Annotated in this window: 15 protein-coding genes and 3 riboswitches; of the genes, 2 read left to right on the top strand and 13 right to left on the bottom strand. The window is 50.6% G+C overall.

The features are described from left to right. Positions 1-197: 197 nt before the first annotated feature. From EYB31_RS13985 to EYB31_RS13965, 5 genes are all read right to left on the bottom strand, one after another. Positions 198-995: a DeoR/GlpR family DNA-binding transcription regulator gene (locus EYB31_RS13985; protein WP_131013959.1), complete on the bottom strand. Its 798-nt coding sequence runs from the start codon at positions 993-995 to the stop codon at positions 198-200. A 20-nt stretch (positions 996-1,015) separates the two neighbouring features. Then, positions 1,016-2,011, bottom strand: a complete 996-nt coding sequence (gene msrA / locus EYB31_RS13980) for a peptide-methionine (S)-S-oxide reductase MsrA (protein WP_131013958.1) — start codon at positions 2,009-2,011, stop codon at positions 1,016-1,018. A gap of 165 nt (positions 2,012-2,176) precedes the next feature. Next, a complete protein-coding gene (locus EYB31_RS13975; RefSeq protein WP_131013957.1) occupies positions 2,177-3,580 on the bottom strand; it encodes a S1C family serine protease in 1,404 nt (467 codons plus the stop codon). Between the two features lie 149 nt (positions 3,581-3,729). Continuing rightward, positions 3,730-5,922: a putative bifunctional diguanylate cyclase/phosphodiesterase gene (locus tag EYB31_RS13970; RefSeq protein WP_165452417.1), complete on the bottom strand. Its 2,193-nt coding sequence runs from the start codon at positions 5,920-5,922 to the stop codon at positions 3,730-3,732. 179 nt (positions 5,923-6,101) lie between these two features. Then, positions 6,102-6,668 (bottom strand): class I SAM-dependent methyltransferase, encoded by a 567-nt coding sequence (locus tag EYB31_RS13965; protein ID WP_131013955.1) that lies wholly within the window; start codon positions 6,666-6,668, stop codon positions 6,102-6,104. Between the two features lie 301 nt (positions 6,669-6,969). Here EYB31_RS13965 and EYB31_RS13960 point away from each other — a divergent pair, with 301 nt between their 5' ends. Then, positions 6,970-7,509 carry a hypothetical protein gene (locus EYB31_RS13960; protein WP_131013954.1) on the top strand — a complete coding sequence of 180 codons (540 nt, stop codon included), beginning with the start codon at positions 6,970-6,972 and terminating at the stop codon, positions 7,507-7,509. Between the two features lie 100 nt (positions 7,510-7,609). On the opposite strand, the gene EYB31_RS13955 is transcribed toward EYB31_RS13960, so the two are convergent. The 6 genes from EYB31_RS13955 to EYB31_RS13930 form a co-directional block, all read right to left on the bottom strand. Further along, positions 7,610-9,982 (bottom strand): universal stress protein, encoded by a 2,373-nt coding sequence (locus tag EYB31_RS13955; RefSeq protein WP_131013953.1) that lies wholly within the window; start codon positions 9,980-9,982, stop codon positions 7,610-7,612. Positions 9,983-10,084: 102 nt separating this feature from the next. Further along, positions 10,085-10,693 (bottom strand): potassium-transporting ATPase subunit KdpC, encoded by a 609-nt coding sequence (kdpC, locus tag EYB31_RS13950; protein ID WP_131013952.1) that lies wholly within the window; start codon positions 10,691-10,693, stop codon positions 10,085-10,087. Between the two features lie 38 nt (positions 10,694-10,731). After that, positions 10,732-12,762 (bottom strand): potassium-transporting ATPase subunit KdpB, encoded by a 2,031-nt coding sequence (kdpB, locus tag EYB31_RS13945; protein WP_131013951.1) that lies wholly within the window; start codon positions 12,760-12,762, stop codon positions 10,732-10,734. Between the two features lie 18 nt (positions 12,763-12,780). After that, positions 12,781-14,460: a potassium-transporting ATPase subunit KdpA gene (gene kdpA, locus EYB31_RS13940; protein ID WP_131013950.1), complete on the bottom strand. Its 1,680-nt coding sequence runs from the start codon at positions 14,458-14,460 to the stop codon at positions 12,781-12,783. An 82-nt stretch (positions 14,461-14,542) separates the two neighbouring features. Continuing rightward, positions 14,543-14,620 carry a K(+)-transporting ATPase subunit F gene (gene kdpF, locus EYB31_RS41530; RefSeq protein ID WP_420819441.1) on the bottom strand — a complete coding sequence of 26 codons (78 nt, stop codon included), beginning with the start codon at positions 14,618-14,620 and terminating at the stop codon, positions 14,543-14,545. A 199-nt stretch (positions 14,621-14,819) separates the two neighbouring features. Next, a complete protein-coding gene (locus tag EYB31_RS13930) occupies positions 14,820-15,218 on the bottom strand; it encodes a hypothetical protein (protein WP_131013948.1) in 399 nt (132 codons plus the stop codon). A gap of 125 nt (positions 15,219-15,343) precedes the next feature. After that, positions 15,344-15,544, bottom strand: a riboswitch (cyclic di-AMP (ydaO/yuaA leader). Positions 15,545-15,671: 127 nt separating this feature from the next. Further along, positions 15,672-15,868: riboswitch (cyclic di-AMP (ydaO/yuaA leader) on the bottom strand. A 346-nt stretch (positions 15,869-16,214) separates the two neighbouring features. Between EYB31_RS13930 and corA the strand changes: the two genes are divergently transcribed. Then, on the top strand, positions 16,215-17,165 hold the full coding sequence (gene corA / locus EYB31_RS13925; protein ID WP_131013947.1) for a magnesium/cobalt transporter CorA: 951 nt from the start codon (positions 16,215-16,217) through the stop codon (positions 17,163-17,165). Positions 17,166-17,221: 56 nt separating this feature from the next. Here the strand turns inward: corA and EYB31_RS13920 are convergent, their stop codons facing one another. Next, entirely contained in the window at positions 17,222-17,611 is a 390-nt protein-coding gene (locus EYB31_RS13920) for a hypothetical protein (RefSeq protein WP_131013946.1), read from the bottom strand. A gap of 191 nt (positions 17,612-17,802) precedes the next feature. Further along, a riboswitch (cyclic di-AMP (ydaO/yuaA leader) is annotated at positions 17,803-17,999 on the bottom strand. Continuing rightward, the gene (locus EYB31_RS13915; protein WP_131013945.1) at positions 17,996-19,756 is read right to left on the bottom strand and encodes a sensor histidine kinase; all 1,761 of its coding nucleotides are present in this window, start codon (positions 19,754-19,756) and stop codon (positions 17,996-17,998) included. It overlaps the preceding riboswitch by 4 nt. Positions 19,757-19,773 lie beyond the last annotated feature (17 nt).

Here is a 19,773-nt window from a genome sequence, read left to right as displayed (position 1 = left end):
AATGTAGAAAGCAACAAACAACTCCACTTTATATTACAACCAATGACAACTAATAACAACACAAACCAACGACGTTTTCAAAAAAAATTTAACATAAGAGCATCTGATCAAATCGGTATCTTTCGCTGTCCCACAGCGCAACAAAAAAACATGCAAATCCACAGATTTGCATGTTTCCGGTATAAGCTCCCTTTTTATTATGATTCCTGAAGGCTCGCATCGAACCAATGAATATCGTATTCTTCCAGCTTGGCCCGCCATTCTTCCGGAGGAGGAACATCGCTGACAATCATATCGATTTCCTCCATCCTGCCGATCCGGTGAAGATGGATATTGCTTAACTTGGTATGATCGGACAACACAATCACCTGTTGCGAGTTTTTCAAAAAAAGCCGCGATAAGATGCCCCGTTCGTCATCAAAGCTGGTCACGCCGCCTTCAATATGCACTCCGTCGGCGGCAATAAACGCTTTGTCCACATGCAGCGATGCGGCAAAATCGCATGCGAGCGCCCCCGATACACGGTTATGCTCGGCATTAATCCGGCCGCCGATAAACAAAATCTCGCCGTCAAAGCAACCTTTGTTTTTTTGCTCGATCAGCGTGTTTAACGAAGAGACGCATACCGTAACGACTTTCAGCCGCTTCTTGCCTTGCAGAAAACCGATCATCTGCAGCCCGGTCGTGCCGTCGTCCAAAAAGATGACATCATCGTCTTCAACCAGTTCCGCCGCTTTGCGGCCGATCTTCATTTTCTGCTCCAGATGCATGATTTCCCGGGCGCGATAAGGCGGCTCGGCGTGTGCCGCCTCCCATTTGACTGCCCCGCCGTATACACGCCGCAGTTTCTGCTCCTGCTCAAGCTCTTCCAGATACCGGCGCACCGATTCCGCCGAAACATCCAGGTGTTTCACCAGCTCGGGAGAGCGAACCTTGCCATGGCTGTCGAGCAGATCCAATATCTTTTTTTTACGCTCTTCGCCGACCAGCGACATGTTTATACCCTCCGTTTATATCAACGGTTCTCTTCTTTCAGAAAACGAAGGTACGCTCCATAACCTTCCTTCTCCATCTCGCCGGCCGGGATAAACTTAAGCGCGGCCGAGTTGATGCAGTAACGCAGTCCGCCGAATTCCTTCGGGCCGTCTTCAAACACATGGCCAAGATGCGAATCGCCTTCCTTGCTGCGAACCTCGGTACGGATCATCAAGTGGCTGAGATCTTGATGTTCTATAACGGATCCGTTGTGCATCGGTTTCGTAAAGCTCGGCCAGCCGCAGCCCGAATCGAATTTGTCGCGCGAGCTGAACAGCGGTTCTCCGGATACGATGTCGACATAGATGCCTTCTTCATGATGATCCCAGAACTCATTGCGAAACGGCGGTTCGGTCGCACTATTCTGCGTTACTTCATATTGCATGGGAGTCAGCTTGCTTCTGCGCGTTTCCTTATCCTTGGGCGTATTCCAGACCTGCTTAAGGAAAGCGTCGCGGCCGGAACCTTTCCGGTACATTTTGTATCTTAACGGATTTTTGTGATGGTAGTCTTGATGGTATTCTTCAGCGGGATAAAATTCGCTGGCCGCGGTGATTTCCGTGACGATCGGACGATCGAACCGGCCGCTCTGCTCAAGTGCCTGCTTGGAAGCTTCGGCAAGCTGCCGCTGTTCTTCGTTATGATAAAATATCGCCGTCCGGTAAGACGAACCCCGGTCATGGAACTGTCCGCCCGCATCCGTCGGGTCGATCTGCTGCCAGAACAGCTCCAGCAGCTTCTTATACGGGAACAATACCGGATCAAACGTGATTTGCACCGCCTCAGCATGACCCGTCGTTTCCGAGCAAACCTGCTCATAGGTCGGATTTACGGTATGCCCGCCGATATAACCCGACACTACTTTTTTAATCCCCGGCATTTGTTCGAACGGCGTAACCATACACCAAAAGCATCCCCCGGCAAAAGTCGCCAGTTCATATCCGCTGTGTTCATGGGAGTTCATACGTTCAGTCATGTAACAATCCCCGCTTTCCTAAAATTATACTTGTATTTATCATAACAAAGAAAAGGCAGGATGCCAAAAAGCCTGACGGCGACGCACGCAAAACGCCGCCCTCGAAAGGGCGGCGCTCGCTGTGCATTGCATAATCTATATGAAAAGCAGGCACATTATAAATACTTATTTGTTTGTGTCGCTGCTTGTGTTTTTATCGCCGACTTTGACGACAATATCCTGCTTGCTGCCATCACGAATGACGGTTAAGGTCAGTTTATCTCCAACTTTGGCAGCTTGCACTTTCTTCGTTAACTCTGTCGTTGTCGCGACTTTGCTGCCGTTTACGGCGACAATAACGTCATAAGGACGAATGCCGGCTTCAAATGCTGGCGTTTTCCGTTGGACGTCGGCAACAAGCGCGCCTTCGGTGCTATCTATCTTCAGATCGTTCAACATATCTTGGGACAAGTTTTGCAAGCTGACCCCGATATATGGAGACGGTTCTTTAGGAATAGCGACGTTGTTCTTCAATTGCTCCAGAACCGAGCTGATTGTGCTGGTCGGGATAGCGAATCCGATGCCTTGCGCTTCGGAGTTAACTGCCGTATTGATCCCAATGACTTCTCCGTCCATGTTAAGCAGCGGGCCGCCGGAATTGCCGGGGTTGATAGCTGCATCGGTTTGAATCAGGTTTTTGTAATTTCTTGTACCTTTCGTATCGGAGATGCTGATCGGACGGCCTTTAGCGCTCAAGAGTCCGGCGGTAACCGTGTAGTCGAAATCGTACGGGTTGCCGATCGCCACTACCCATTCGCCTACTTCCGCATTATCCGAGTTGCCGATCGGCAGCGTCGGGAAGTCGCTTCCCTCGATTTTCAGCACCGCCAAATCTAGATCATAGCTGTTGCCAAGCAATTTGGCTTTGTACGGCTCATCGCTGCCTTGGACGTAAACGTCAATTTCGTCCGCTCCGTCGATCACATGCTCATTTGTTAAAATATAACCGGTCTTTTCGAAAATAAATCCGGATCCGATGCCTGCGGGCTGAAGTTCCCCGCTTTGATCTTCCTGCTGAGAAGGCTGCTGCTGCATGCCGCCCCCGCCGAAAAACTGTCTGAAAAACGGATCGTCATAAATCGTGCTGCCTTTTGTACTTTTCGCTTTTTCCTTTGTTTCAATTTTGACGACTGCCGGACTGGCTTGTTTGGAGATCGAAGCAATCGTGTTTGTACCGGCCATGTCCGATACCGAGGCGGTCTTCACACCTCCGTTATTGGAACCGGTGACCGATGCGACAGGCGTTCCGGCAGCGAGCGGATGAGATCCTCCAGAGAATAAGTCCATTTTATCCGAGACAAACATCAAGCTTCCGACGACAATGGCTCCGGCCATGAAGGCGGAAAAAACACTTTTGCCGCTGGTCCGTTTTTTGCGGTACGGCTCCGATTGAAGCTGGGAAGAAGGTCCGACATCGATATACCGCGGCTGGCTTCTCCAGCTCATCGAATGCTCTTGGTTGTGCTCTGTTTTGGTCGGCTGCTGTTGTTCCTCATGATTGGAATCTATGAATTTGTTGTTGTCTTCCATAATAAATTACCTCCGTTTATATTGATAATTTGCAGGATGATTGTTAGCGACGATTCATGGTGTATCGTGCTGCTTACAAGTACAATCATGCGCCCACAAACTTAACGGAATATTAAGATAAACTAAAACGAAGGTAAAAAAAGATAGTCTTATGCCGGACCCCAAATCATCAGCTGCCGCTCCATATCTTCCACAGACAGCGGCTTATTAAAGTAATACCCCTGCCCTTCCATGCAAAGATGTTTCTGAAGAAAGCGCAGCTGCTCCTCCGTCTCCACGCCCTCCGCCAGCACCGTTAGATTCAGACTGCGGGCCATATAAATAATCGCCTTCAAAATGACCGAGCTTTCTTCAGAAGAAGCGATATCGCGAATAAAGGAACGGTCGATTTTGAGCGTATCGATCGGCAGCTGGTTTAAACGGCTCAGCGAGGAGTAACCCGTTCCGAAGTCGTCGACGGAAATACGGATGCCCATCGCCCGCAGCGCATGCAGCTTCCTTTCGATCCCGTATTCATTCAGAATGGCGATACTCTCCGTAATCTCCAGCTCCAGATAATCCGGATCCATGCCCGAGTAATCCAGGGCGTTTTGGACCCACTCTACCAAATTATCTTGGCTGATCTGCAGCATGGACAGATTCACAGCCATTCTCATTGCCGGAAGCCCCTCATTGATCCACTTCTGGTTCTGCATGCAGGCCGTGCGCAAGATCCAATCGCCTAACGGTACGATCAGTCCCGTTTCCTCAGCCAGAGGAATAAATTCCGACGGCGGCACAATTCCGAGCTTCGGATGCCGCCAACGGACCAGAGCTTCAACACCAAACGCTTTTCCCGTGAGCAAATTGTACTTCGGCTGATAATACAGCACGAATTCGTTATGCTCAAGCGCCTTGCGAAGCGACTGCTCCAGTTCCATTTTACGCGAGGTGGCTTCGTTCATTTGGGATTCGTAGAAGCGGTACGTATCCTTCCCCCACTCTTTGGCTGCGTTCATGGCCGTATCCGCATGCCTCACCAGCGTTTCCAAATTTTCGCCGTCTGCGGGAAACATCGTAATGCCGATGCTGGAAGTAACGAATACCGTCTGTCCGCCCAGGATAAAAGGCTCCGTCATCGCCGCAACCATGCGCTGGGCGATTTTGGCCGCACAATTGGGCGTCGCACCCGGCAGCAGCAGCAGAAATTCGTCGCCGCCCAAGCGCGAAACCGTGTCCGATTCGCGGACACACTTTTTGAGCCGCTGGGAGAACGCCTGCAGCAGCATGTCGCCGGCCTGATGCCCCAATGTATCGTTAATCAGCTTAAACCGGTCCAAGTCGACAAATAACATCGCTACGGTTTTATTGACGGCCGCAGCGTAATCGAAAAGCTTGACGGCAATGCTGTTGAAGCCGTTGCGGTTAGGCAATCCGGTCAACATGTCATGATAAGCCATCTCTTTAATTAAATTTTCGGAACGCACCCGCTCCGTAATGTCTCTGAGATAAGCGGTATACAGCAGCTCGCCTTCAATTTTCACACGGGTGACGGTCAGCTCTACCGGAATCAGCGTTCCGTCCGCATGGAAGGCCAACGTCTCAAGCCTCTGTCCGAGAATGCTCTGTATCGGGTCCTCGTCCATCCCCTCAACCTTCCGCTTCTCCTTCAAAATAGCGGCTACATCCAGAACAAGCTCAAGCGGCCTGCCGATCATGTCTTCCCGCCGCCGGTTAAAAATCCGCTCCGCCGCCGGATTAAATTCGATAATCCGCTTCCGGTGGTCGAACATCATAATGCTGTCAATCGCCGATTCCAGGATCGAACCTTTGAAAGCGGTCTGATGCGCCAACTGCCGGTCGATCAGCGTAACTCCCAGCAAAATCAAAGTGCCAAAAGCGATCGCAACGCCCAATATATTCCCATCAAGGGAGGGGACTGCCGCTTGATCTAAACTTTGGGGCATCATCGTTGCCGCAGCCATGCCGGTGTAATGCATGCCGCTAATCGCCAGTCCCATTAACAACGCGCCGCCGGCCAGCTCATACTTGCGGATGACCGGCAATCCCGCCAGAGACAACGCGAAAAATGAAGCTGCGATTGCAACGATGACCGACAAAACAATCATTTTGATGTCGTATACAACCAAATAATCCATCCGGTAAGCGAGCATCGCTATAAAATGCATTCCCCAGATGCCGATGCCCATCACCAGCGCACCGCCGATGAGCCATATTTTGCGCGCCGAGCCCTGGGACTGCATGACCCTGCGGGCCATATCCAGCGCGATAAACGACGAAACAAGCGAAACCACAAAAGACAGAACGACAAGCGGCAAATTATAATGTCCGGATTGCAGCAATTCCATCCCCTCCTTTTTCAGCAAAGTGGCTGCGAATCTCTTAATCTATTAGATTCACAACGTCCGGGAACCGCAACCGGCAACCGCCCTAAACGCAAAAAGAAGACCTTTGCCTCGCGGGGCACGGGTCTTCTCTCTATGATTATGCGTATTGAGGATGCCGGATACCGGCATGATGCTTAGGTTTTACGGCAAATATATACGAATGCGGGGGGAATATTCAGCGGCACAAATTTAATGCTCTCCAGTTCCAACATATCGTTAAGCTGCTTTTTCATCTGCAAAGAATATTGAAAAGCTACGAAATATCCTCCCGGCTTCAAAGAGCGCACGATTTGATCCATCAGCACGTCCCGCTGCTGCTTCGGGAAATTAAAGAAAGGCAAACCGCTGATGATGCAATCAAGCTGCTTGATTCCGTTCTGCTGAATGACGTTTAACAGCTGGCTCGCATTGGAGCAGCACTTGAAATGAGCGTATTGACGCTGAAGATTGGCTCGCATGACATCGTCTTTCTCAAATAGAAACACATCGGCCGGCTGGCACAGATTCGATTCGATCAGACGTGTAATCGCCCCGGTTCCCGAGCCGAGTTCGGCTACAGCCTGAACCTGTTCCCACGGAATCGGATCCGTCATCGCCTTGGCCAGAAGCATTGAGCTTGGGAATACACTGCCGATTTGTCCTGGATTATAAATGAATTTTTTGAGAAACAATAGAGAACTGCTCACTGCCACTAGACACATCCCGCCCTTCTCGTTCCTTTTTTACCAATCGCTTCAGTTCATAGTAAATGATAAGCCTTAAAAACATATTAAATTAAAATCGGCATATCCCTGCCAAGACGAACTAAAAAAATCTGAAGTTTTTCTTAAGAACTTGTCCGTTTAGAGCAAAGCCGCGCCGATCGCCCCCCGCTCGGCAGTTGTTCTGTAACTTTGACAGCGGGCTTCGACAGTAATCTTAAACGGTTTTATATACAATAAGTCTACTAAAGCGCAATTCAATTTATTACTAGATTTTATTTTATTAAAGGAGGCTGCTAACGTGCCTAACGGAACCCCTGAAGAAGAGTTCAAAAAGCCGAAGCTATCCTTAAAATTAGCCGACTCGCTGATTTCTGAGCTGCAGCGCCAAAATGCGGCGCTTTCCGAACGCCTCGTCAAGCTGGAGCGGCAGCAAAACGAAACCCGGCTGAAGCAGGAGAAAATCAAATCGATGGCGGCAAGAATTGAGACTCTGGAGCGGCATTGGAGCGACATGTACGAGCAGCGGATCCAGACTGCCGCTGCATACGAAGCCGCAGGAATAACGGAAACAACGGCGGGGACGGCGCTAATTGGCGCCACGATGGCTCCCATGTCCGGACTTGCTGCAGATGAAGCGGCAAGCTTGGCGAAATTGGCCGAGGAAATTCAGACGCACGCAGATATCGTGGCAATGAACGGTCTGGAAGCAGCCGTAGCGGCCGAACCCGACCCTTATTATCCTTCGTTCAAGCCGATTCATGTCTCGCGGACCGAGCGCCACCGCCCCCCGAAGAAAAAGCACTTCTGGACTTCATTATTCCGCTACCGTGTTACTTAAGCAATTAGAAAAAACAAAACGGAGCCCACAGTTTTCTGCGTGGCTCCTATTCTTTGGACGGCATAACGAAGTATTGGAACAGAATGGAAGTCGCCGATGTTTATGCCTGAGTCCGGTCCTTTCGCTTCACATTCAGCGGATCGTATTCGGCCACAACAAGCACGTCCATGTGCCGGGAAGCGCGGAGCAGTCTGGCCACCACCGAACCGTGCCGAAGCTTCTGCCACCATGTGCGCCTGGATTGCCCTACGATCAGCTGCGTTGCTTGATATTCGTTTGCTTTGGCCATCAGCGTCTCCGATATGTGCTTGCTGCTTGGTTTCCGCGCTTCCTGCAGCTCAAATTTGCCGCCCAATCGTTCAGTCAGTGCGGCCAGTGCCTTCAATCGCCCGTTACGTTCGGCGTCTGCCTCCGCGCTTTGCGTCCCTTTACGCGGACATTGCACATACGTGACGTACCAGGCGGCCTTCAGCCGATGGGCGATACGGAATCCCCGGCGGATCAGCCTTTCGGCTTGAGCGCTGCTGCTTACGCATACAAAAATCACCTCTTTGCGCCGCCACGGTCCCCTGAGCGGGCTTTTGCGCTCCCATGCCTCAAGCCGTTCATCCACATCGTCCGCGATTTCCCGCAACGCCAACTCCCTTAAAGCGATCAAATTGCCTGTCTTGAAAAAGTTGGCCAGCGCCTCGTCGACCTTATTCAACGCGTAAATGTTGCCGGCTTTCATCCGTTCCTGCAGCGACCGCGGGGAAACGTCAATCAATTGCACTTCGTCGGCCAATCTTAAAATATGGTCGGGTACCGTCTCCCTAACCCGGATCCCGGTAATTTGTTCCACCGCATCGTTTAAGCTTTCCAAATGCTGCACATTTACCGTAGAGATGACCGAAATCCCTGCCGCAAGCAGCTCCAGCACATCTTCGTACCGCTTTTTGTTTTGGCTTCCCGGCATATTCGTGTGGGCCAGCTCATCGACAAGCACGACCTCGGGGTTAAGCCCGATTAACCGTTCCGTATCCATCTCCTGCAGCCGGGTCCCGCGGTAATCAAGCACCTTGCGGGGAATCAGCTCCAGATCGCCGATCTGGTCTGCGGTTTCTTTGCGGCCGTGCGTTTCCAGCAAACCGACAACGACATTAACTCCCTTCTTCAGCAGATCGTTGCCTTCACGCAGCATGGTATACGTCTTCCCGACCCCGGGAGCCGCACCGATGTAGACCTTGAATTGGCCGCGCCGGATCCGGTTCATTTGGCGTTCAACCTCTTGCGTGCTTAAGCGGCGGAAAAGCTCGGCTTCCGCAGCAGGACGGTTCAGCTTGGCCGGCAATATCCGCTCGCCTTCCACTCCGGTACGGTCAGCCACGATAAAAACATCGACATTACGCGCCTTGTTCAGCATTTTACGCACAATGGAACCTTGCCAAAACTCCTGCCATCTCGTCTGCTTGGAGTGTCCCAGCACGATGCGCGTTACGCAGTTCTCCTGCGCATAGCGGACCAGCGCCTCCGGCAGCATCTTCCTCGAGGAGAAAGGCAGCTCCGCAAACTCGCCTCCCACCTTCTCCACCAGCTTTTTCACGGACCTTCGGAACGCCGCCTCCTCTTTGTTTAGCTCTTTGCGTTTGTCCACGAAGGTGACGACAAGCAGGTCCCCGTTCAGCCGCTTGGCGATCTGCTGCCCTCTGCGCACGTAAATGGAGCCGTTCCAGTGATACTGCGCGGATACGAGAATGCGTTCCGCCGCTCCCGAAGCGCCGATAAGCCCCATTTCCTCGCGATGCTTTTCCAGCGAATCATTGACTCCTTCGGCAACAAGCCGCAGCGCCAGCTCCCGCAGCACAGCTAAATTACCGCGTTGATACACCCCGCCGGATGGATCCGGCTTGACATTGCCTTCGGCCGCGCGGCTTAAGAGCGCCTCGGGAGTCGCATCGACCAAGACGACTTCGTCCGCCTTCTCCAGCGTATCCGCCGGCACCGTTTCTCCCGCTGCGATGCCGGTCCATTTATGCGCCAGCTCCCGTACGCCCTCTAGCTCGTATACATTAACCGTCGTGATGACACCGATGCCGCGGCTCAGCAGAAATTGAATATCGTCAAGCCGCGTCGGAAAACGCGCCTCCTTGCGGTTCCGGTGAGCGAGCCCATCCACCAGCACCACTTCCGGATTACGTGCCAGCAAGGCGTCCAGATTCAAATCTTTCTTTTCTTCGCCGTTGTTCATCCAATGGATGCTGGGGACCCGTTCCAAGCTGCCGAGTTGTTCCACCGTTTCGCGCCGCTGCATTGTGGACACCGCGCAGATGACGACATCGATTCCTTGCTGCGCCAACGCCTGTCCCTCCCGCAGCATATGATACGTTTTGCCCGAGCCGCTGACTGCGCCTATATATACCTTCAACCGGCCCCGGTACAGCTGAGATATGGACAGCAATATGTCCTCGGGCGACCTGCGCTTAAACTCCATCATTGTCCCCTCCCAGTCCCGCTCCTCATTAGCGCAGCTCCCCACGTAACGGCGCTTAACGCAGCGAACCTCCGGCCGTTTCCAAGCCCTTCCCGCGCGCCCTGCTTATTTACGCAGCAGATCATTTAAGGCAAGATTCAGCTTCAACACGTTCACCCGCGGTTCCCCGAATATCCCCAAATCGCGTCCTTCCGTATGATCCCCTACCAACTTAGTCAGCTGATCGGCGGAAATGCCCGTCAGCTTGCTGATTCTCGGGATCTGCACCGCCGCTGATTCGGGAGTGATATGCGGATCAAGCCCGGACCCCGAATTCGTAATAAGCGCGATCGGCAGCTTGCCGACCGGCACGTCGGGATTGTTTGTTTTCCATTCCTCGATCGATGCTTCCGTCCGCTTCAGCATATCGGGATTGGACGGCGCGTAGTTGTTCGAACCGGAGGCGTCTGCTTTGTAAGCGATACTGGATACCCGTCCTTGAAAATACTTCGGATCGTCGAACTTTTGACCAATCAGCTCGGAACCGATCACCTCGCCTTTCGCATTGGCGATAAGACTGCCATTTGCCCTGCCCGGCATCGTTAACTGCGCAATCCCCGTGCACACCAAGGGATATATGATCCCGCAAATGACTATAAATACGAGACTGACCCGAATCGCCGTACCTATCGAGAAAGCAGCCGTTTCCTGTTCGTCATGAACCGTTGTGCTCATCCTTTTTCATTCCTCTCTATTTATATGCGATGTTCTTTTTATATCCACGTATGAACAATCAGATCGATGATTTTGATCCCGACAAAAGGAACAACCACGCCGCCCAATCCATAAACGAAGATATTGCGGCTAAGCAGCCGTGTCGAACTCATCGGTTTGTAGGCGACACCTTTCATCGCCAGCGGGATGAGGATCGGAATAATAATGGCATTAAAAATTAATGCCGATAAAATAGCCGACATCGGCGAGCCAAGCCGCATCACGTTGAGCGCCTCCATTTGCGGGATGGCCAGTGTAAACATAGCTGGTATAATGGCAAAATATTTGGCGACGTCATTGGCAATGCTGAACGTGGTCAATGCGCCGCGGGTCATCAGCAGCTGTTTGCCGATGGCTACGACTTCAATGATTTTGGACGGGTCGGAATCAAGATCGACCATATTCGCCGCTTCCTTGGCGGCTATCGTTCCGCTGTTCATCGCAAGTCCCACGTCGGCTTGCGCCAAGGCCGGAGCGTCATTGGTGCCGTCGCCGGTCATCGCTACGAGTTTGCCTTCGTTCTGCTCCTTGCGGATTACGGCGATTTTATCTTCGGGTTTGCTTTCCGCTATAAAATCGTCCACTCCGGCCTCACGTGCGATAGTTGCGGCGGTCAGCGGGTTATCGCCGGTACACATCACCGTCTTGATCCCCATGCTTCTCAGCTGCTCAAACCGCTCCCGCATGCCGGGTTTCACCGTATCCTTTAAATAAATCAGGCCGAAAATCCGGCCGTCCACGGCGACGGCAAGCGGCGTCCCGCCTTCTTTGGCAATAGTGTTGCCCTTGTCGTCCAAATCGCCCGGCACCGTTCCACCCGCCGCCTCCACCCATTTTTTGACGGCGTCCACGGCGCCTTTGCGCACTTTCCGGCCGTCCGCCAAATCAAAGCCGCTCATTCGGGTTTCCGCTTTAAATTCAATAAATGTCCCGTTATCTCCCAATGATTCGGGATATGTCATACCCTGTTTTTTCAACAGCTCAAGCACCGAACGGCCTTCCGGCGTTTCGTCCTTGACGGAGCTGACGGCAGCCCATGCGGCCAGCTCCGCTTCTTGTTCCCCGCCAACCGGGATAAACCGGCTTGCCATCCGGTTACCGAACGTAATGGTACCCGTTTTATCCAAGATCATCGTATTAATGTCGCCCGCCGCTTCCACCGCTTTACCGGACATCGCCAGCACATTGAACTGCGTGACCCTGTCCATACCGGCGATACCGATAGCCGAGAGCAGACCGCCGATCGTGGTCGGAATCAAACATACGAGCAAGGCGATCAGAACGGGAATTTCGAGATTGATTTCCAGAAAACGCGCAAGCGGCGCAAGAGTGACAACAACGATCAGAAAGATTAAGGTCAAACTGGTCAGCAGCGTGTTCAATGCGATTTCGTTTGGCGTTTTCTGCCGCTTCGCCCCTTCTACTAGAGAAATCATCCGGTCGATAAACGACTCTCCCGGATCGCTGGTAATGCGGATTTGGATCCGGTCGCTGACGACACGTGTTCCTCCCGTCACCGAACTGAAATCGCCGCCCGCCTCTTTAATGACGGGAGCGGATTCACCCGTAATGGCCGACTCGTCGACCGAGGCAAGCCCTTCAATCACTTCGCCGTCGCCGGGAATCATTTCCCCTTGGGCTACGATGACAATATCGCCTTTGCGCAAATCCGTGGATGGAATCTGCTTGATTGTACCGTTAACCAATAAATTGGCGGTAATTTCTTTTTTCGTCTTTTTCAACGAATCGGCCTGCGCTTTGCCACGCCCTTCAGCAAGCGCTTCGGCAAAATTGGCGAACAATAAGGTTAGCAGCAAAATCACAAATACCGTAAAATTAAACCCGATCTGCTCCTGTGTCCCGAAATATCCGGGCAGCACCGTCATCAGCAGCACCACCGCCGTACCGGCCTCTACGACAAACATGACCGGATTTTTCATCATCGTAACCGGATTCAGCTTGATAAAACTGTCCTTCAGCGCATTTTTTACAATTGGACCGGTCAGCATACTTTTTCTATTCGAATTCATCCTCATTCACCTCATCCGTTAACGAATCGTTAAATACTCGGCAACCGGGCCCAACACGATGGCCGGCAAAAACGTCAGCGCGCCGATAATCAGCACGGTACCGACCAATATACCGGTAAACAGACCGTTATCCGTACGGAACGTGCCGATCGTCTCTGGTACCCACTGTTTCCGCAGCAAAGATCCGGCAACGGCGAGCATCGCCACCATCGAGATATATCTGCCAAACAGCATGACCAGACCTGTTGAAATGTTCCAGAATGGCGTATTGTCGCTAAGTCCTTCAAAACCGGAACCGTTATTCGCTGCGGACGACGTATATTCGTAGAGCACTTGGGAAATCCCATGAAAGCCCGGATTCGTAATGGCCGCCGTCCCCAGATCGGTTACCAAAGCAATCGCCGTTGGCGCCAAGATAATAAACGGATGGGCCAGTATCGCTACGACGATCAGCTTCATCTCGCGGGCTTCGATTTTTCTGCCGAGGAATTCCGGCGTGCGGCCCACCATCAGTCCGGACAAGAATACGGCCAATATCGCGTACATGAGCATATTAACCAGTCCGACGCCTTTTCCCCCGAATACGCAGTTCAGCATCATTAGAGCAAGCGGCGTGATCCCGCCAAGCGGTGTCAGCGTATCGTGCATATTGTTGACCGAACCTGTCGTTGCTGCAGTTGTCACAGTTGTAAACAGCGCGGATTGCGCGATGCCGAAACGGACCTCTTTGCCCTCCATGCTGCCTCCGGAAGCATCGATACCCAGGCGGTTCATGACCGGGTTGCCGGCCGATTCTGCCGAGTATACCAGTGAAAGGAACACGACAAACAGGATCATCATCGAGCCGAATATGACCCAGCCCTGTTTTCGGTTTTTGGCGAACAAGCCGTACGTGTAAGGCAGAGCCGCCGATAACATCCACATCGATAACATTTCGATCACATTCGTCAGCGGATTCGGATTTTCAAACGGGTGAGCCGAGTTGGCGCCGAAAAATCCGCCTCCATTCGTGCCCAGATGCTTAATCGATTCCAGCGAAGCGACGGGACCAATCGCAATGTGCTGCTCCACACCCTCCAACGTTGTTGCTGTTACGGTCGGCTGCAGCGTCTGAGGAACGTTTAATGCAACCAGCAGCAGTGTGATGACGATAGCAAACGGGATAAACACCCGCGTGTGCGCTTTGACGAAGTCTTCAAAAAAGTTGCCGATCGTCCGACCCTTAGTAGTCAATCCACGAATAAATGCAATGGCCACGGAAAATCCTGTAGCCGCAGACGTAAACATCATCATCATAATGACGGCCATTTGCGCGAAGTAACTGAGCCCCGACTCGCCGCTGTAATGCTGCAGGTTCGTATTGGTCATAAAGCTGATTACCGTATTAAACGACAGTGTCTCTTCCATATTATCCGTGCCGTTCGGATTCAGCGGCAGCACCTTCTGCAGCCTCAAAATGAGATAACTGACGGCCACAAGCACGATATTCGTGATCATAAAGCTGAGCGCGTACGTCTTCCACGTCATCCCTTGCCGTTTCTTTAATCCGATTAAGGAAAAAATCGGCCGTTCCAAAAATGAGAACCATTTATCCGTACGGTTAGGCTCATTGGAAAAAACGTTGTACAAATAAGTGCCTAACGGTTTGACAAGCAGCGTCAACACTGCAATCACAATCACGATCTGCAATATGCCCATGCCGGGGTAACCTCCTACATACTTTTAGATAAGTAACACGGCCGACCACTTAAAACAACCGGACGTTTAAAACAACCGACGTTTAAAACTTTTCGGGATGTATCAAGGCGTACACCAAATAAATAAAAATAAATGCCGTAAACAAATAGACTACGATCATTTCCGTTCTCCTCCCGATTCCTCGATAACAGAACCGCACCATGACATAAATAGGACGAACAGTACATAAGTTACTGCAAGCATGATGATCATGCAGAGATCTAGCATCATAACAACCTCCGCTTCACTTAAAATATGAATCTATCCTGCAAAATGGCGGAACTAGCGACTGTTCCGTAGTCGCCTACGGACATAAGCGTCTACCCCTTCGGAATTAGGAACGAGACGTCTTCGCTGCGCGAATGAACGACAAATGCCGCCCCAAGACTTTTATAAACAAGGCGGGCATGATCCGAATCCGTAACTACGCAGATCGGTTTCGACGTCCATGACCGGCAAATTTGAATGTAGCGGCAGCATAACGTAAAGCTTCGTTCAAACAAATACACTTGCCCGACTGGAAATTTGGGATTTTTCCAGGCCAGTTGATCCATAGTATCTACTATGATTATGGTTTTAACACCAAGCTCTTTTAATCTTATAGCTTCCGCTTTGCTATTGGTCATCGCTGCGACAGGCAAATGCCGGTTCAGCAGCTCACAGATAAACCGTTCTCCGGCTTTGGTCGGCGCAGAAACTAATATACACTCCGGTTCCATTTACGTTTCCCTCCTACAATACTTGCAGAGGAAGCAACAAAAAAGAAGCCTGCCAGGAAAAGAGAGAGCTTTTCCCGCGGCTTCGTCCAGGCACAAAAAAACACTGTGTCCATATCGCGGCCATCGTTGCCTCTCTATACGCTTACGAGGTTAGCTGTCGGATTCGGGCGAGAGAGCCGCCCTACCTGGCGGTGGCGCATTGCTTCGCACCACAAGCCGGGATTCACCCCGTTAGATTGAGGGATACACATTAATGCGATCCCCTCAGTCCTAGTTGGTTCCCCCGCTTCTTTCCATGAACGGAAAAAATTCAGCGTATTTCTTTTCATTTCTTTTTCAAAAAAAGACAGTGAAAAACCACAGAGGCATCAAGCTCTGTGGCCGATTATACGATCACAAGCTCCATCATCCTCTCCATAACGAATACAGCTGCTTACAAGACAATATAAGAGGCTGTTTCGTCTTCCACGCTTACGAGGTTAGCTGTCGGATTCGGGCGGTGAGAGTCGCCCTACCCGGAGTTAGAGCCCATGGCGCTCCGTCTCCAGGATTCACCCCATGTTGCGATAACCGGCTCTCACACCGGCACCACGCAACCCATTGGTTCCCCCGCTTTCTTCAAATACGAAGAAATTCAGCGATCATTGTTGGAAATATTAGTGATAAATCATGAATTGAATATTACACCCGGCACATGGGACTGTAAAGAAAACTCAGGCACCTTTTTAGCTGAAATGAGACAATTAAGAGTATGAAACAACTCCGCCGCCTCTAATTATCTCTTTCATACACATGATTTCTACGGTTCTCGCGAATATTTTAAAATAACGAGCTTGAAGCAGCATTATAGGAGAGAATTCACGATTCCAGCAATTGAATCCGCTTTCACATCCGTTTCTTCAAACAACACTGGAAATGAACGTATTTTTCATGTTTTACTTTATATGATATCCTGCTCATGATGGACAGACGAATTTGCAGGACAGGAGGTTTTCCATGATTCGGTCTATAGCCGTCACGCATGATTCGATGCTTTTGCAGAACGAGCCTTTAGAGCGGTTGATGAAGTCGGATATTTCTTGGTATTGGGTCGATTTAAACGCCCCGACGGCAGAAGAAACCCAGTTATTGGAGCATGGCTTTCATTTTCACCCTCTGGCCATAGAAGATTGCCTGCATTTGCTGCAGCGGCCGAAGTTGGACCATTATGACGACGTTCAATTTCTTGTGCTGCATGCGATCAACCCCAAGCTGCTCAAAGCCGAAGAAGTCAACATGTTTATCGGGCCCAACTACATCGTCACGTATCATAACAGCGTGCTGAGCGAGATGGACAGCGCCTGGAGCAAGCTGGTGAACGATAAAACAATGGCGGAAAAAAACCACTTGTTTGTCGCTTATACGATTATCGACAAGCTGGTGGACGAGTATTTTCCCAGCGTATTTTCGTTGGAAGGCCAAGTGGCGGACCTTGAAGATGAAGATGAACGCAGCAAAATCGACGATGTGATGAACCTTGTTTTTGAAATACGGGGGAAACTGCTTAAACTGCGGAGGACGATCGTGCCGATGCGCGACCTGCTGTACCGCATACAATATACGGAAAAAATCGCCGGCATTCAGGATTATGCCGTTTATTTCAAAGATATTTACGACCACCTGTTGAAATTGTCCGAGATGATTGAAACCAATCGCGAGATCACATCGGATATTCGCGACGGCCACATGTCGATGAGCTCCAACCGGATGAACAATATTATGAAAACACTCACGGTCATTACGACGATTTTTATGCCGCTAACGTTTATCGCCGGTATTTACGGTATGAATTTCGATAATATGCCGGAACTATCGTGGAAATACGGGTACTTTTTCGTGCTGGGCGTCATGTTTGGGATTGGCGTCGGCATGTATGTGTGGTTTCGGCGGAAGGGATGGTTTTCATAGCGGCGGCTCCTGTCCGCGTTGCGAATCGAACAGGAGCTTGATTGGGGAAGCTTGCGCTAACAAGAAAAATAAGCCTGCGAATGCGCAATTAAGTAGGAACGCGTTAGCGGGTAGGCCGCTGCTTGCGGCTGGTCTGCGGGATGCAGCAGTTGCCGGGCCAGATCAGATAAAGCGGCCAACGCCGCTTTCTGCCTGATATCGTCCCATCCTTCAGGTCCGCATTGCACGTAACGAATGGCACCGGCGATGGAAAGTCCCTTCAGATGCGTAAAGACACACGCCCAATGAATCATATCGAATTTCTGCTGCGGGTAAGCAAAAGCGAATTCTCCCCATCCGCTGGCCCCGCTGCTGCAGATTTTAAGCACTCCGCAGCAATATTCTCCTGCACAGCTGTTCATCTGATGGCCTGCTGCCCAATCGCAATCGAACCGGAATATTTCCATTAATCCTACCCTGCTATTCGCTAAGCGAATGTCACTTATGCCAGTCAGGGGGTCACTTACTTCAACCATTTCTACCACTCTCCCAATCGTTCATATAAGTCTCTGAATACAACAAAATAAGCCCAAAAGAGCAGAGGATCCCTGCTCTCGGGCTCTTGGACAAATTGCGCGCAATCCGCATAGCTCGAACGCGGTTCTCTCTCCATATGCTTACGAGGTTAGCTGTCGGATTCGGACGGTGAGAGTCGCCCTACCGTGTGGCGGAGCCCACTCGCTCCGCACAACCGGATTCACCCCAAGTCATGTTTACCGCTCTTCACGCAGGCACTTCACGACACATTGGTTCCCCCGCTTTCTTCACTACGAAGAAATTCAGCGATTCGCTTATCGGACCTTGCCGATAAATCTTGATTTGAATACTACACCCGGAGCGGTTGGCTGTAAAGAAATCCTGGACTGCTTGGCGGCCGAATGGAGACATTTTGGCAAACCAAATTGGCCCCGCCCTCCACAAATTCTCTTTGCCGCACAGCATATCTCGCTTTTACTTGCATTTTCAAAAAAATAACCCCAGCGAGCTGCACAATTTGCGGGCGCTCTTTCTCCATTGACCGAAATTTGCTTTGGTATGAGGATACGAACTTCTGCCCCATGCGGCTTGATACTGACCGCCTCCAAACCAGACGCCGGTCCAAAAATCAGCTGTAACCGCTGCTCTACCGTAACCAATCCCCTGCCTACTTCAGGTTGCCCTGTACTCAGGTGCTCCCTGAGCATGGGTGCCGCATCTGCTTTGAAGCCGCATCCGTTATCTTCAACATAAATGGCATAGTGCCGCTCCGCTTCCTCAAGATAGATCCGAATGCGATGCTCCGAATCCAGTCCGTCCTTAAAGGCATGCAATATGCAATTGTCCACAAGGGGCTGTAAAGTCAGTTTGGGTAAAATCACTTGCTCATACCGATCCGGCACCTCTACGACCAGATTCACTTTTTTCTGCAGCCTGTATTCCAGCACAATTTGAAATTGGCGTATGTTTTCAAGCTCTTGCTTAAGTGTTGCCTTTTGTTTCCTCGATTCGGAATAGCGGATCAAGCCGGCTGCGGCTTCAACGATTTCCGAGATTTCGCCTGTATCATGCAAAATGGCGTAGCAATTGATCGTTTCAAGCGTGTTATATAAGAAATGCTCGTTATATTGCAGCTTTAATGCGCTATAATTCAGAAATTCTTCCGTGGAAAGCGACGCTTTACTTTCGTTTTGGACCGCGCATTCTCCTTTAGTTTGCATCGTTTCAATGAATCGCTTCCCGTTTTCGTCCAAATCTGCTAATTTAGCTTTTGGCTGCCTGCTCCATATTCGCCAACTGATCCATACCAGTGAAATACATAAAAAAAGATACACCCATTTTAGATTTACGAACAATTGATATATCGAAGGCTCTATTCCGGTAACGGACCATCGCAAGTAATCCGACTGTCGGGTATAAGTGCGGTTTGAATCCATGTCCATTAAGGTGGCATGCCCGCTTGGGAAGACCGTCTTTCCATCATCTGCTAATATAACCAATGAGCATTCGAAACAGCCTTTGGAATCCAACTCGTCGTATAATACACTGTCAGGTTGTAAGTCCAACCGTAAATTCGCTCGTTTGGAATATAGGTTTATTGGCTTAATCATGGTAAAAGAATGATTGAGATTTACCGTAATAAAATCGGATACGGGATCAAACAGCTTGGTCCCTCCACCTTTAAATTCATTTCCACTTGATATCTCCACCCCATCCTCCACTTGCAATTGTAGAAAGCTTATCTCCGGATGAGTTAATAATAATGGGGTAAGCACTTCCCGTTGTAATTTCTCGGATGCCACAAAATGTTCATACGGGTCTTCAGAAATGATCGCAACCTGTTTCTCCTCAGTCATATTGGAAACAACCGAATCCAACAGCGTCTCATACTTCAAAAAGTGGTGATCCAATAGTTGCAATGCGCCGATAACGGCTTGAACATTTTGCTTCTGACTATGCAACTCATATTGTCTGTATAATATGCCACAGAAGCTCAAGATCAGTGCACCCGCTAACAGAATTGCAGCTCGGCTTTTGATGAAAGACGTATAGTTTATTCCTTTTATCAACTGCATAAGCTTCCTCACCTCTT

Source organism: Paenibacillus thalictri (assembly GCF_004307995.1).
In the GTDB taxonomy this organism is placed as follows: Bacteria; Bacillota; Bacilli; order Paenibacillales; family NBRC-103111; genus Paenibacillus_AF; species Paenibacillus_AF thalictri.
The sequence above is the reverse complement of the archived record's forward strand: the minus strand, read 5'-3'. Positions and strand labels throughout refer to the sequence as shown.